Source organism: Pseudoselenomonas ruminantium, assembly GCF_900142515.1.
In the GTDB taxonomy this organism is placed as follows: domain Bacteria; phylum Bacillota; class Negativicutes; order Selenomonadales; family Selenomonadaceae; genus Selenomonas_A; species Selenomonas_A ruminantium_D.
On the sequence record NZ_FRBC01000041.1, the window covers coordinates 1 to 14949 of the forward strand.

General features: G+C 53.0%; 12 protein-coding genes and 1 pseudogene. 12 read left to right on the plus strand and 1 reads right to left on the minus strand.

What is annotated here, in order from left to right; genetic code table 11:
* The 12 genes and pseudogenes from BUB68_RS14170 to BUB68_RS14225 all read left to right on the plus strand — a co-directional run.
* Positions 1-318 (plus strand): RNA-guided endonuclease TnpB family protein (locus tag BUB68_RS14170; protein ID WP_178139550.1); only part of this gene is annotated, 318 nt, incomplete at its 5' end.
* A 252-nt stretch (positions 319-570) separates the two neighbouring features.
* The gene (locus tag BUB68_RS14175) at positions 571-879 is read left to right on the plus strand and encodes a metal-sensing transcriptional repressor (RefSeq protein WP_073092783.1); all 309 of its coding nucleotides are present in this window, start codon (positions 571-573) and stop codon (positions 877-879) included.
* Positions 880-894: 15 nt separating this feature from the next.
* The gene (locus BUB68_RS14180) at positions 895-3468 is read left to right on the plus strand and encodes a heavy metal translocating P-type ATPase (protein WP_073092785.1); all 2574 of its coding nucleotides are present in this window, start codon (positions 895-897) and stop codon (positions 3466-3468) included.
* A gap of 286 nt (positions 3469-3754) precedes the next feature.
* A complete protein-coding gene (gene eat / locus BUB68_RS14185) occupies positions 3755-5143 on the plus strand; it encodes an ethanolamine permease (RefSeq protein WP_178139551.1) in 1389 nt (462 codons plus the stop codon).
* A 2-nt stretch (positions 5144-5145) separates the two neighbouring features.
* Entirely contained in the window at positions 5146-6546 is a 1401-nt protein-coding gene (locus BUB68_RS14190; RefSeq protein ID WP_073092788.1) for an ethanolamine ammonia-lyase reactivating factor EutA, read from the plus strand.
* A gap of 15 nt (positions 6547-6561) precedes the next feature.
* Complete coding sequence (locus BUB68_RS14195) at positions 6562-7959, plus strand: ethanolamine ammonia-lyase subunit EutB (protein WP_073092790.1); 1398 nt, start codon at positions 6562-6564, stop codon at positions 7957-7959.
* Positions 7956-8738 (plus strand): ethanolamine ammonia-lyase subunit EutC, encoded by a 783-nt coding sequence (gene eutC / locus BUB68_RS14200; protein ID WP_073092793.1) that lies wholly within the window; start codon positions 7956-7958, stop codon positions 8736-8738. Before BUB68_RS14195 ends, eutC begins: the two co-directional genes overlap by 4 nt.
* The gene (locus BUB68_RS14205) at positions 8735-9751 is read left to right on the plus strand and encodes a nicotinate-nucleotide--dimethylbenzimidazole phosphoribosyltransferase (protein WP_073092795.1); all 1017 of its coding nucleotides are present in this window, start codon (positions 8735-8737) and stop codon (positions 9749-9751) included. Before eutC ends, BUB68_RS14205 begins: the two co-directional genes overlap by 4 nt.
* Positions 9748-10503: an adenosylcobinamide-GDP ribazoletransferase gene (gene cobS / locus BUB68_RS14210; protein WP_073092797.1), complete on the plus strand. Its 756-nt coding sequence runs from the start codon at positions 9748-9750 to the stop codon at positions 10501-10503. The genes BUB68_RS14205 and cobS overlap by 4 nt, the downstream gene beginning before the upstream one ends.
* Complete coding sequence (locus BUB68_RS14215) at positions 10493-11131, plus strand: histidine phosphatase family protein (protein ID WP_073092800.1); 639 nt, start codon at positions 10493-10495, stop codon at positions 11129-11131. Before cobS ends, BUB68_RS14215 begins: the two co-directional genes overlap by 11 nt.
* A 72-nt stretch (positions 11132-11203) precedes the next feature.
* Entirely contained in the window at positions 11204-11674 is a 471-nt protein-coding gene (locus BUB68_RS14220; RefSeq protein WP_256625995.1) for a DUF4405 domain-containing protein, read from the plus strand.
* Positions 11667-12563: pseudogene (locus BUB68_RS14225) on the plus strand (SLC13 family permease); the annotation flags it as partial. The gene BUB68_RS14220 and the pseudogene BUB68_RS14225, both read left to right, overlap by 8 nt.
* Before the next feature lie 149 nt (positions 12564-12712).
* Here BUB68_RS14225 and BUB68_RS14230 read toward each other — a convergent pair.
* Positions 12713-14482, minus strand: coding sequence for a sensor domain-containing diguanylate cyclase (locus BUB68_RS14230; protein WP_073092805.1), 1770 nt, complete (start codon positions 14480-14482; stop codon positions 12713-12715).
* Positions 14483-14949 lie beyond the last annotated feature (467 nt).

Genomic DNA, 14949 nt, shown 5'->3' on the forward strand with positions numbered 1-14949 from the left:
GAGGATATCAGCGTCAAAGCCATGGCAAAACGCAAGAAAGGTGGCAAGTTCAGCTTTGGTAAATCCGTAGCAGACAATGGCTGGAATATGTTCACGAATATGCTGGAATATAAACTTGCATGGCAAGGGAAACAGCTTGTCAAGATAGACAAATGGTATCCCAGCAGCCAGATGTGCCATATTTGCGGCTACCAAAATAATGAAACCAGAGACTTATCAGTGCGGGAGTGGGATTGCCCTAAGTGTGGTAGTCACCATAACCGTGACAAGAACGCCGCAATAAACATTCGAGAAGAAGCTAGGCGAATATCTGCCTAACGTAACTCATAAAATACCGTGGGTCGCACGGGAATCTACGCCTGTGGAGAGAGTGTAAGTCGCCGCAACTCTTCGGAGTATGCAGTGCTGTTCTCGTTGAAGCAGGAAGCTCCCGCCTCTATAGACGGGGGTACGTTCACGCGCGTATGGTAAGGATACAGATTTATACGGGAATGCCTTCTTGACATATACCCCTTATAGGTATAATATACATACCTATAAGGGGTATATTTTATTCACGAGGAGGTACCTATGGAAAAATGTTGTTGTGCAGAAGTGAAACATAAACATCGCGATAAAGATGGCAAGGAATATAAAGGGCTGATATCCCGCCTGAACCGTATTGAGGGGCAGGTGCGTGGTATCCGCCGTATGGTGGAAGATGACCGTTATTGTGTGGATATCATGACCCAGGTCAGTGCTATCCAGGCGGCATTGGGAGCATTCAACAAGGAACTCCTGGCGCAGCATATCCATAGCTGCGTGGTTCATGATATTCGCGAAGGCGATGATAAGGTGGTAGATGAACTAATAACACTTCTGGGAAAAATGGTACATTGACAGGTGGTGTGACTTATGAGAAAAGAACGATTTGACATCACCGGCATGACCTGTTCCGCCTGTTCCGCACGGGTGGAGAAGGCTGTCACAAAGCTAAAGGGAACAACTGAGGTCAGTGTCAATCTCCTGACCAATAGTATGCAGCTTTCCTATGATGAAGCTATGCTCAATCCGGAGCAGATCATTCAAGCGGTAGAACAGGCAGGCTATGGCGCAAGTGTTAAAGGCGTAAAAGCCGAACCGGCAGGGCAAAGGGAAACCGTTCCTTTAGAAAAGGAAGCAGCAGCAATGAGAAAGCGTCTGCTTTGGTCCGTGGTATTTCTCTTGCCGGTGATGTTCATCGCCATGCATCAGATGATTTTTGGCTGGCTGGGTCTGCCGGTGCCGGATTTCCTGCAGGAACTATTTGCCGGGCCGGAAAATGCCATTACCTTTTCGTTTGCCCAGTTTCTCCTGATACTGCCCATCATGTACCTCAACCGGAAGTATTATATCAACGGCTTCCGCAATCTCTTTCAGGGAGCGCCCAATATGGACAGCCTTGTGGGCATGGGCTCTATGGCGGCCGCACTCTTCGGTGCCTTTGCCGTATTCCGCATGGGCTGGGGACTGGGACATAGCGATTTGGCTTTGGTCACAGAATACAGCCGCAACCTTTATTTTGAATCGGCAGGCATGATTGTCACCTTGATTACCGTGGGCAAGTTTCTGGAAGCCAGAGCCAAGGGCAAAACTGGTGAAGCCTTGGCCAGACTTATGGAACTGGCTCCCCAAAAGGCTTCTGTCCTGCGGGATGGGCAGGAGATTTCTTTGCCAGTGGAGGAACTGGTAGCAGGTGATGAAATCATCGTGCGCCCCGGCGAGCGCCTGCCGGCAGACGGCACGGTTCTTTCCGGTCAGACCAGCGTGGATGAATCGGCCCTTACAGGCGAAAGCCTGCCGGTGTTCAAAAAACCGGGGGACCAAGTGACTGCTGCTACGTTGAATAAAGCGGGAGCTATCCACTTCCGGGCAGATAAAGTAGGCGAGAATACGGCCATCAGCCAGATTATCCGGCTGGTGGATGAAGCCAGTGCCAGCAAGGCGCCTATGGCCAGACTGGCGGACCGCATTGCGGGCATTTTTGTTCCGGTCGTCATTCTTATCGCTTTGACAGCAGGCGGTGTATGGCTGGCCATGGGAGAGAGCGTGGAATTTGCTTTTTCCATTGCCATATCCATACTGGTCATTTCCTGTCCCTGTGCCTTGGGACTGGCTACACCGGTAGCTATTATGGTAGGCACTGGCAAAGGCGCAGAAAATGGCATCCTCATCAAATCCGGTGAGGCTTTGGAAATTGCCCAGGCGGTGGATACCGTGGTGCTGGATAAGACAGGTACTATTACGGAGGGCAGGCCTCAAGTTACTGATTTGCTGGCCTTGTCCATGCCGGAAGCAGAATTCCTGGCCTTGGCGGCCGGGCTGGAAAACAGTAGCGAACATCCCCTTGCTGAAGCGGTGCTGGCTTTTGCCAGGGAAAAAGCCATACAACCAGCGGCAGTCCATGATTTTCAGGCGGTGCCTGGCTTGGGGCTGAAAGGGAAGGTACAAGGGGAACTTTGCCTTGCCGGAAGCGAGGCCTTTATGCAGGAACAGGGCGTGGATATAGTAGCATATCGGCAGGATTTAAAACGGTTGGCTGCAGAAGGCAAGACCCCTTTGTTATTTGCCAAAGGCAAAACAATTATCGGCATTATTGCTGCTGCTGATAAGGAGAAGGAATCCAGCGTAGAAGCGATAAAGCAACTGACGGCTATGGGGCTGGAGGTTATCATGCTGACCGGAGATAACGAGCGTACGGCTGAGGCAGTACGGCGTCGTCTGGGAATTACCCGCGCCATTGCGGGGGTGCTTCCTGCTGCCAAAGAGTCGCATATTGCAGACTTGCAGGCTCAGGGGCATAAGGTAGCCATGATTGGTGACGGCATCAACGATGCCCCGGCATTAACCCGGGCTGATATCGGCATTGCCATCGGTGCCGGTACGGATGTAGCCATAGACAGTGCCGATGCGGTGCTTATTCGCAGCAATTTGCTGGATGCGGTAAGTGCGATAAAGCTGTCCCAGGCGGTGATCCGCAATATCAAGGAAAATCTCTTCTGGGCCTTTATCTATAACATCATTGGGATTCCCTTGGCAGCAGGTCTTCTGTACCCCGCCTTTGGCATTAAACTTTCCCCCATGATTGGTGCAGCAGCCATGAGTTTGTCCAGTGTATGTGTTGTCCTGAATGCTTTGCGGCTGCGGTCATTTAAGACCTTCTCAATTACGCCGCCAGCGGACAGGGCTGCAGATAGAGAAGATATTCAGGATGGACAGGAAACTGTCAGAAAGGATGAAAAAACTATGCAGAAAGAACTCAAAATTGAAGGCATGATGTGTGCCCATTGCCAGAAGCATGTAAATGATGCCCTGTCGAAAATGGCAGGGGTTACGTCTGTGGAAGTGAATCTGGAAACAGGCACGGCGACCGTGACGACGGAACGGGATATTCCCCGGACGGAATTCGCGCAGGTCATCACGGAAGCTGGCTATGAATTAGTAGGCTGAGAAGTGAAGACAATTTCAGGCACCAACGTCGTTTGGTGCCTTTGTTTTTAGCAGGGGATAGGAGGCAGTGCGGGAAATTTATTGACAACGCGTATTCTTATATGGTATACTTACCTCATCATTCAGATAGCAATGGCGCTTGTGAAGAGGCTGGGCCCGGTCTCTTGCAGGCGCTTTTTTGTTTGATGATGAATAGCAGATAATCGATACTTCAGGCAACGGAGCCAGTTTGTTTGGTGGGGAAACCCGCCGGACAGACTGGCTTTTTGTAATAGGAGGAATAGGTATGAGCATGAATCATGGAACAATGGCCGTTTCGCCATCGGGGGATGTGAAACGGGAAGAGAATCTGACCAGGGTGCTGAAGCCCATCCACTTATGGGCGTTGGCGGTTGGGCTGGTCATTTCGGGGAATTACTTTGGCTGGAGTTACGGCTTTGCGGCTGGCGGCGTTATGGGGCTCGCTCTGGCGTTGATCCCGGTAACGATTTTCTATGTGACGTTTATCCTGTCCTATTCAGAACTGGCGACAGCAATCCCGCATGCTGGCGGCCCGTCAGCTTATGCCCGCCGGGCTATGGGGAAGTTCGGCGGCTACCTGAATGGCATCAGCTGCCTGATTGAGTTCGTCTTTGCCCCGCCGGCCATTGCGTTGGCGGTAGGCGGTTATGTCCATGCCCTGCTGCCGGCTATTGACCCCATGGCAGCTACGGTAGCGGCATTCTTCTTCTTTATTTTCCTGAATTATCTGGGCATGAAGACCTCGGCCACCTTTGAATTGGCGGTGACGGTCATTGCGCTGTTGGGCCTCATGATTTACTGGGGGCTGGCGGCACCGCATTTTGATGCAGCCCGGGTGATGGAAATGCCGCTTCTCCCTCATGGCTTTGATGGGCTGATGGCGGCGGTGCCCTTTGCTATCTGGTTTTTCCTGGCTATTGAAGGTGGTGCCATGAGTGCCGAGGAGATGGTGGACCCGCAGCGGGATATTCCCAAAGGGTTCCTGAGCGGTATGGCCACGCTGCTGGTCATGGCGGTATTGACTTTGTTTTTGACGGCGGGCATTGCTGACATTGATGCCGTTTCTGCCGTGGACTTTCCGCTGCCGTTGGCCTTGCGTGCTGCTTATGGTGAAGGTTCCCTGCCGGTGCTTCTGATGAGCGGTATTGGGTTGTTCGGTCTGGTGGCCTCCCTGCATGGCATTATCGTGGGCTATTCCCGCCAGACCTATGCCATGGCCCGCACGGGTTATCTGCCCAAATTCCTGGCCCGTCTGGACGAAAAGCATCATACGCCAGTCTGGGCCCTGGTCTTGCCCGGCATTGTCTGTCTCTTTACGGCATTGACTGGCCTTACGGATTTGGTCATCACCATTGCCTGTTATGGCTCTGTGGTCATGTATCTGACCAGCCTGGTTTCCTTCCTGATCCTGCGCCATAAGGAGCCGGCATTGAAGCGCCCCTTCCGTGTGCCCAGCATGCTCATTCCGGTCATCAGCGTGATCATGGCAATCTTCTGCCTGGTGAGCCTGCTGATGGCTTCCAGTGAAGTATTGCCCTATGTAGTTGGCATTTATGCTGTTTCCATTGCGTACTACTTCCTTTACGGCAATAAGCATATCCGTCCCTTCGAGGAAGAATTCGGCGTGCTGGACGAACTCGATGAGGAAGGCTGATCATGGCGGAGGAAATCATCAGTGCCGGCATTGATATCGGCACGACCACTTCGCAAGTGATTTTTAGCCGCTTGCAGTTGGAAAACAGTTCCTATACGGCGGTGCCCAATGTGCGCATCGCCAAAAAGGAAGTCATCTATAAAAGTCCCATTCATTTCACGCCCTTGTGTGCGGATGGCAATATCGATGAAGAGGCGTTGGACCATATCCTGCTGGCGGAGTATGAGAAAGCTCATCTCCGCCGGGAAGATATTGCCACCGGTGCCGTCATCATCACTGGGGAGAGTTCCCGCAAGGAAAATGCCCGGCTGGCAGTGGAGCGATTATCTGCTGTTGCCGGGGATTTTGTGGTGGCAACCGCCGGCCCCGATTTGGAATCCGTATTGGCCGGTTATGGTGCCGGGGCTGCTGCCTGGTCTGAGCGTTGCCCCTTTCCGGTGGCGAATTTCGATATTGGCGGTGGCACTACGAACGTAGCGGTGTTTCTTGGAGGGGAATTGCAGGATGCCTTTGCGCTGGATATCGGGGGAAGGCTGGTGCGATTGTCAGAAAATCATCAGGTTCTGTATATATCCCCGCGGATTCAGCCTCTGGCCGAAGAATTTGGGTTATGCGAAGGGGAAATCGCTGACCTGAAGGCTCTGAAAATGCTGGCCCGGCGTTTTGCCGATATCTGCCTGCGTATCTGTTTGGAACGGCCTCTGTCAATGGGGGAAAGGGGACTGTTCCTGGGGCATGGCAAACGATGGGGGAAAATGCCTGCGGTGATGTTCTCTGGCGGGGTGGCTGAATATATCTATGGAAAGACGGTGCAGGAAGACTGCTGGGCAGATGTCCTGCGCCATGGAGATATTGGCCCTTTGGTGGGAGCGGCCTTCCGGCGCGCTTTTGCGGATAATCCGGAAGTCCGTTTCCTGACGCCCCGGGAGCGCATCCGGGCTACGGTTATCGGGGCTGGCAGCTACGCTGTGCACCTGAGCGGCAGCACCGTGATGATGGCAGAGGAGTTGGCTCCCCTGCAGGATATTCCCGTAATCCGGCTGGACCATCCGGAACGGACGGAGAAACTTGCTGCTGAATATCGGCTGAAACGGGATATCTATCCTGCCAGCCAGCAGACAGCCATTGCCATGGCTGGTCCCGGCAATGGCGGCTATACAGAGCTGAATGCATTGGCCCGCTCTCTGGTGGAAATGACGGCGGGGGAGGACAATATCCTGCTGGTCATTATGGAGCAGGATCTGGCCAAGGCCTTGGGCCTGCTGATGCAGCGCCTGGGCAAGGGGCGGCAGATCATTTGTCTGGACCGCATCCGGGCCCTGCCCGGGGATTATATCGATGTGGGCAGGCCAGTGGCCGGCACGGTGCCAGTGGTGGTGAAAACGCTGATTTTCAAGAGTTGAAGGTAGGAACGCAAAATGAAATTAAAGACGAATCTCTTTGGCCGGACTTATGCCTTCCGGGATGTGAAGGATGTGCTGGCCAAAGCCAATGAAGAAAAATCCGGCGATATGCTGGCCGGTATTGCCGCCAGCGGCAATGTGGAGCGGGTGGCTGCTAAGGTGGTGCTGGCAGAGATGACCTTGCAGGAGCTGCGGGAAAATCCCGTGGTGCCCTATGAGGAAGACGATATCACCAGAGCTGACCAGAATGCGGTGGAAGATATTGCCTATCAGAAGATAAAGGGCTATACCGTGGGGGATTTTCGGGAGTTTTTGCTGGGCGCCACGGAGGCAGAGATTGCTGCGATTCGGCCAGGCCTTACGGCGGAGATGGTGGCTGCGGTCACCAAGCTCATGTCCAATATGGACATGGTCTATGCTGCCAGGAAAATGCATGTAGAAGCTACCTGCAACACCACCATCGGCCGGCCGGGCACCCTGTCTTCACGCTTGCAGCCCAATCATGCCACGGATAATCCCGCCGGTATCATGGCCTCGGTGCTGGAAGGCATCAGCTACGGCGTGGGGGACGCCGTCATCGGCCTGAATCCGGCCGTGGATACCCTCGACAGCGTGGCCGATGTCCTGAAGGAGTTCAAGGCATTCATGGAAAAATGGCAGCTGCCCACCCAGAATTGTGTATTGGCTCATGTGACCACCCAGATGAAGGTGCTGGAAAAGGATCTGGCCCCTATGGACCTGATGTTCCAGAGCCTGGCGGGTTCCGAGGTGGCCAGCCGGGCTTTCGGCATCAATGTGGCGCTGATGGATGAGGCCTATGCCATCATGCAGGAGAAAAAGAGTTCTGCGGGGCCAAACTTCATGTATTTCGAGACAGGGCAAGGCTCGGAGCTGTCGTCTGACGGCCATCATGGTGCCGACCAGCTGGTGATGGAGGCGCGCTGCTATGCCTTTGCCAAGCGCTATCATCCCTTTTTGGTCAATACGGTGGTGGGTTTTATCGGCCCCGAATATCTCTATGATGGCCGCCAGATGATCCGGGCGGGCCTTGAGGACCACTTCATGGGGAAATTGACGGGGATTCCCATGGGCTGTGATGTCTGTTACACCAATCACATGCGGGCTGACCAGAATGATCTGGAAAATCTGGCCATGATGCTGGCGATGGCGGACTGCAACTACATCATGGGCATTCCTGGCGGGGATGACGTGATGCTGATGTATCAGACCACCAGTTATCATGATGTGGCAGCTTTGCGGCGCATCACAGGCAAGCGGCCCATTGCGGAATTTGCCCGGCGCATGCAGGAACTGGGGATTTTTGACGAGCAGGGGCATCTGACGGAGATTGCCGGAGATCCGTCCCTGTTCTATGCTTTGGATAAAAAATTGGCAGGAGGTATCGCCGTATGAGGGAGAAGGAAGAAGCAGGATTTGTCCGGGATATTTCCCAGCCGGAAATCAAGGACAAGATACTCATCGAAAGTCCCCAAAGTCTGGAGATGGTGAAGCGGCTGAAGAAAAGCACCAATGCCCGTTTGGGTGTTGGCCGGGCTGGGGACCGCTATAAGACGGAAACGCTGCTGAAATTCCGGGCGGACCATGCCATTGCTCAGGATGCCATCTGGACGGATATCGACGAGACACTGATTGATGAAATGGGCTTCTATAAGGTTCAGACCTTGGTGCAGGACAAGGAGGAATACGTGCGGCGGCCGGATAGGGGGCGCGTATTCTCTTCGGAAACCATGGAAGCCATGAAACGGGACTGCATCCATGATCCTGATGTGCAGATTGTGGTGGCGGATGGCCTCAGCGGTTTTGCCATCAATGCCAATCTCAAGGATATCTACGCCATCATGATGGATGGCTTTGCCGAAAAGGGCTATCGCGTAGGCACGCCGATTTTCGTGCGTTACAGCCGGGTAGCCACCATGGACAAGATCAGCGAGGCTTTGGGGGCCACGGTCACCATTCAGCTCATCGGGGAGCGGCCGGGACTGGCCACAGGCGAGAGCATGAGCGTCTATATGGCCTACAAGGCCAGCAGCCAGAAGCCGGAATCCCAGCGCACGGTGGTATCCAATATCTATCAGCAGGGCATACCGCCCTTGGAGGCCGGCGCACAGGTGGTGCATCTGACGGAAGTGCTCATGCGGGAAAAGAAAAGCGGGGTGGAATTGAAGATATGATGCAGGGAGAAGCAGAGCGCATCACAGCCAGCATGGCTATCCCGCCGGGAAGCCTGGGACTGCTGGAACAGCAGGTGCAGAAATTATTTATGGCCTGGCCGGAATTTTATCCGGAAATCAGGCCCCATCATTTTATCTTTGCCGCCGATAATGGTATTGTGACGGCAGGGGTGGTGCGGCAGGAGCAGGAGATCACCTACCTGCAGGCCAGCAATATGGTGGCCGGGGGTGCGGCCATCAGCTGCTTTTGCAAGTGCCAGCAGGTGCCCTATACCGTGGTGGATGTGGGCATCAACAGCGAGGACGCCGTGGGCCTTGACCGCAAAGTGGCCCGGGGCACGAAGAACTTCCTGCACCAGCCCGCCATGACGGAGCGGGAATTCTGGCAGGCTTATGATGCTGGCGCCGAAATGGTGCAGCGGGCGGTAATAGGTGGCTGCAACCTGCTGTCCTTCGGGGAGATGGGTATTGGCAATACCACCACCTCCACGGCGGTGCTCCATGCCCTGACCGGGGCAAGTCTCGTGGAAATCACCGGTTGTGGTGCCAATCCCGGGCATCCCGAGGTCATCCTGCGGAAACGGGAAGTCATTGCGACGGCCTGCAAGCTTTATGCTCCCCTGATGAAAGCCCCGCAGGGCATCATCCGTTGTGTGGGGGGCTTTGACCTTGCTGCCCTTTGTGGTGCCATGGTGGCCTGTTATGAAAAGAAACTGCCCTTTATGCTGGACGGCTTTATCACGGCTGTGGCCCTGGCCTGTGCGTCAACAATCCAGCCGAAGGTTTCCTGTCTGGCCATCCCCACCCATATGTCCAAGGAACCGGGGATGCTTTATGCCCTGAAAAAAAGCGGTATAGCGCCTAAAGAGGTGCCTATTCAGGCGGAGCTGCGTCTGGGGGAGGGAACCGGCGCTATCCTGGGCTTGTCCCTGCTGCGCACCATGTTATATACTGTATATAACATGAAAACCATGGACGAACTGATGATGGAAGGTTGTGGTGCCGCAAAATGAAGTGCTTGCATTCACTGGTCTTGATGTTACAATTCTTTACCCGCTTGCCTCTGCCCTGGCAGATTCCCTTTGCGGAGGGGATACTGGCCAGGGCTGTTGTCTGGCTGCCGGTGGTGGGGCTGGTCATCGGCAGTATCAACGCTTTGGCCTATGAAGCGGGCCATCTTCTGGCGGGGCCTATGGCCGGAATCCTGGCAGCTATGGGAGCTAATCTCTTTTTGACCGGCGGCTTTCATCTGGATGGACTGGCCGACACCTGTGATGGCATTTACTCCAGCCGCAAACGGGAGCGTATGCTGGAAATCATGAAGGACAGCCGCTTGGGAACGAATGGGGCCTGCGCCTTGCTTATGGTGTTTCTGGCCCGTTACAGCGGCCTTGCTATGTTGCCTGAGGATTTTATTCCTTGGGCTGTTTTGCTGATGCCGGTGGCCGCCAGAGCCTGCAATCCCCTGCTGATGCTCTCCCGCTATGCCCGCGAGGAGGGGCTGGGCAATCTGTTCATCGGCAAGGTTTCCAGGAAACGGGTGGCTTTGTCGGTGCTTTTGGGGGGCCTGCTGGTCTTTGGCTTGACGGGCAAGGCCTGGCTGCTGGCAGCCTACGCCCTGACGGCGGCCTTTCAGCCATTGTTCTGCCGCTATATCACCGGAATATTGGGGGGCATGACCGGTGACACCCTGGGCGCAGGGGATGAACTCAGCGAGATGGTCTTCCTGGGCCTTTGCTGCATAGGCGCTTATCATGGCTGGTAAAGCGGCGTTGAAGGCCTTTTTGCTGCGCCATGGAGAGGCTGTGGGCAATGTGCGGGGCGGCTACTATGGGCGTACGGACTGCCCCCTGACCTCTGCCGGCCGGCTGGTGGCCATGCAGGCTGGTGAAGCCTTGCGCATGGCATTGCAGGCAGAGCCGGCCCGGGAAATCCTGCTGCTTTCCAGTCCCTTGCAGCGGGCCAGGGAAACCGCCGTGATTGTGCAGCGCATGGCCGGGCTTCCGGGAAAGATCGTTCTGGAACCTGCCTGGGAGGAAATCGACTTTGGCACTTGGGAGGGTCGCAACTTTGCTGATTTGCAGCGAGAAGACCCCGCTGCCTGCCAGCAGCTCTGTGATGATTGGCAGAATTTCTGCTATCCGCAGGGGGAGAGCTTCCGGCAGTTTTCCCAGCGTGTTATTGCGGCCTGGCAGAAGTGGCGGGCATATGCTGATAAGCGGCAGGCCCATATGGTGGTGGTCAGCCATGGCGGTGTGCTGAAGGTTATCCGCCTCTGGGAAGAGGGCCGTTCCTGGGAAGATTTCTGGCGTATCCGGATTGCCTTGGGCGAAATGCAGTCCCTGTCTTTGGTTGCTGATTTTCCGGAAAAGACCGCTTATGGCAGGACTTGAAGTCCGGATAGCGAATTTTTTCGTATAAACGTCGGAATGTATAGGTGAAAGGTGGGGCTTATGGCAGGAAAGATGCGGTTTTATCTGGATATCGGGTTGTTTGTTTTCCTCACGACTTTGTTCAAGCGCCATGTCATTTCCGCAGATTATCATGTTTGGGGCGGGCTGATATTTTTTGCCTTTACCCTTGGGCATCTGTGGCTGAACTGGCAATGGCTGGCAGGCCTTTGGCAGCGGCAGAAGCACTGGCGGGACTGGACGACGGTACTTCTGCTGGTGGTCTGGCTGGCACTGGTCATTACGGGAGTGCTGGCTGCAAAGCAATTTGGGCTGGAGCTGCCTTTCCTGAAGCCCTGGCATAAATTCTTAGGGGCGCTGTCCCTGTTGCTGGTGGCTATGCATATCGGCTTTCATTGGCAATATCTCAAGGAGAATATCCTGCGGCGTTGCCCCTGCCTGAACAAGGCGCCCAAGGCACTGACGGCCGTCCTGATGGCAGCAGCCCTGTGCCTGGGGGCATATGGCTTTGTGGATTCAGGCTGACAGCATCTGGAATGTGGGCATCAAGACAGCAGCGGCCCAGAACATGATTGCTTTGGAGTTTATCGAAAAGCAGCTGGGCACCACGGTGAGCTGGCTGGACTGGTTCATCACGGCGGCGCCTTTTGCGGCCATCATGAGCGTGGTGCTCTACTTCCTGCTCCTGAAGCTGGTACCGCCGGAAATGGATGAGATTGAGGGCGGTCAGGAGACCGTGGCCCGGGAATTGAGGGAACTAGGGCCAATGACTTTGAGCGAAAAGAAACTGATGGGGATTTCCATCCTGCTGCTCTTCCTATGGTCTACGGAAAAGATCCTGCATAACTTCGATACCTCATCGACCACCATGGCGGCCATCACCCTGATGATGCTGCCGGGCATTGGCATCATGAACTGGAAGGAAGCGCAGGCGAAAATCGGCTGGGGCACGCTGGTGCTCTTCGGCGTGGGGATCAGTCTGGGCTCGGCGGTGTTGTCCACCAAGGCGGCCACCTGGATTGCCCATGTGATTGTCAACATTTTTGGCCTTTATTACACCTCATCCTTTATGATTATTGCCATTCTGGCACTCTTCCTCATTGTGATCCATCTGGGGTTTGCCAGTGCCACAGCGTTGGCTGCGGCCATGATTCCCATCGTCATATCGGTACTGCAGGGGGCTGCGGAATATTCCCATCTCAATGTGGTGGGCATGACTCTTATCCTGCAGTATGTAATCTGTTTTGGCTTTATCCTGCCGGTGAATGCACCACAAAACATGGTGGCCTTCGGCACGGAAACTTTTGAGGCCAGAACCTTTATCAAGACTGGTATTCCCCTGACCATCATTGCTTACAGCTTGATCATGCTGATGGCAGCTACTTATTGGAAATGGTTGGGGATAATCATCTGACAGGCGATTCCATTGTAACAAAGGCCTCTGCCTTCCCCTAAGGGGACAGCAGAGGCTTTTGCTTTGTGCTTGATTCTGATTTCCCGCAATGACCGTTTCAATATCGGCCATATTGGCTGTCAGCCTGGTGGGCACATTGGGATTGCAGATCACGATGCCGTCGTTTTACTGACCACACGATTTCGGCCGTTTTTCTTAGCAATATAAAGCGCCTCGTCAGCTCTTTTTACAAAGGTATTTATATCATCGTTTTCGATGATAGTGGTAACACCAAAACTCATCGTTATATGCCGTACCACTACATAACAGTTCTCTTCCACCTGCATGCGCAGTTTTTCTGCAAATTCTTTGGCTTCTTCCAGGTCCGTGTCTGGAAGTAAATATAAGAATTCATCTCCACCCCAGCGTCCGAAAACATGTTGAGGCTGTAGATTATCTTTGATTAAATTCACAGTGGCCTGCAGGACCATATCGCCCACATCATGGCCATAGGTGTCATTGACGTGCTTAAAATGATCGATATCCATAAAAATCAATGAAATTGGTGTGTGATCGTCTTCGCTGAGTTTTATCGCCTCCGTAATCTTGTGCTCCAGCTCCCAACGATTATAGATCCGCGTAAGGCGGTCGGTGTAAGCAATTTTTCCCAATTCCTTGTTGAGCTGCTCAAGTTCCAGTGATGTTTTCTCAAGGAAATGCAGAATCCTGTCCATAAAGGGAATAACTGCGTTTTCCACGTTCTGTGGGCTCGTATTATCTTTGGTAACCGCTATGCAGCTGCGAAACTCGTCCTGGGAAGATGCGTCTTCTGTGAGGCCGACAGCTACCAATGCACTGTTTAAGATGCCGCCAGCAGGGGAGAAGAACAGTTCGGCATATCCTACCGCTACGGACAACTCTGGCGAATACTCCCGAAATTTGTCCGTTTCGCGGCTGGCTTGATCTTTGAGGAAGCGAACTCTGTTTCCGCATTCAAATAAGAATACGGCTTCGGGCCTGAAGTTGTTCAGGTTCTGAACTGATTGGTCAATGATGTTGAAAAGGTTGTCCGGATTTCCATAGGAAAGCCGAAATCTCTCTCCTTTTTCCACATCGGCAGTAAAATGGATAGAACCATTCTCTCCATAGGCCAAAGGGACGCGGGCAAGGGCACAGCCATTTCGAGAAAAGATAAAGGGGAATTCACATACGTTGTGGACAAAATACTGGTTTGGCTTTACGTTCAGATACTTAGCATAAACTTCGGTAGCCGGCTGGTGGTCAATCTCGGTTATGATATTATCGCCCTCTGTTTTGGTCACGAGCATCTCCAAGCCGATTTCTTTAAAGCCAAGGCAGTTGTCCATATACAGCCGCAGATCTTTTCCTGCAAATATAATAGCAGTAATCCCGTTTGTCCGGGCATTTTGCCCATATACCAGTGCTGGATTCAATGCCCTTATGCTGCACCCGGCCTTAGCGCCAAAGAGGGTAAGTTTATGATGTCTGAACTCGTTGATGAAGGTATTGATGACGGCGCTGCTGCAGGAATAGCAGATCAGCATGCATCTGGTATCATAGATGTTTTCCAGCGTGTTATTAACGATGCGTCCTGCCACAAAACCAGTTTCCTGATTCATGTCAAAATCAAGGGCCATTAGTCTTGTGGTTTGAAAATAAGTGACATTCAGTTCAATCGGGTTATCCTTGATGTCAAATTCCTGATCTGCGATATTGCTGCTGGTAAGACCTGCGAGACAGGCTTTTTCACAAGTGGTATGAATATACGCGATGATTCTTTCGTCATCGACATCAATTTTGGGATTATAGAGCTGTAAAAGAATACCGGTTGCATTTTTATAAGCATCGCTGGAAGTTATTTCGGCTACAATAATTTCTAGCTCATCAAATGTATGGAATACATATTTTTTCTGAAGCATAGCTTTTCCGCTCCTTTTTATCATTAGGGGAGGATGATTATCCGATTCCGACTGGGGTCGATTATTCATTGATTTCTGCATGGACTGGCTTTATAGGTCAATCATTGATAGTATTCTAATTCCACATGATGGTTCTTCCCACCTGCATGCTGTATTTATAAACAAACTTAGCAATATATGTTAAATATCTTTATAAATTTTGTTGCTCATTAACTGCTCTCGACAAGCCGAGTATCGGATTAGTCCGAACCAAGCAAGCGGTCTACGCAGCAACTACCACAGCTGGACGCAGCACTACGCCCTCTACCTCATAGGCTTATGCTATTTGAGGTTACTTGTTTTTGCTATTTTCATGTAGGCGGCTTTGCCGCTGAACGAGGTGTCTACGTCAACCTTGGACATTTTTACAAGCCGTAAGGGCGATGTCTCCCCGAATACGTAGAAACGAGGCTCTTTTCTCGGCTCAA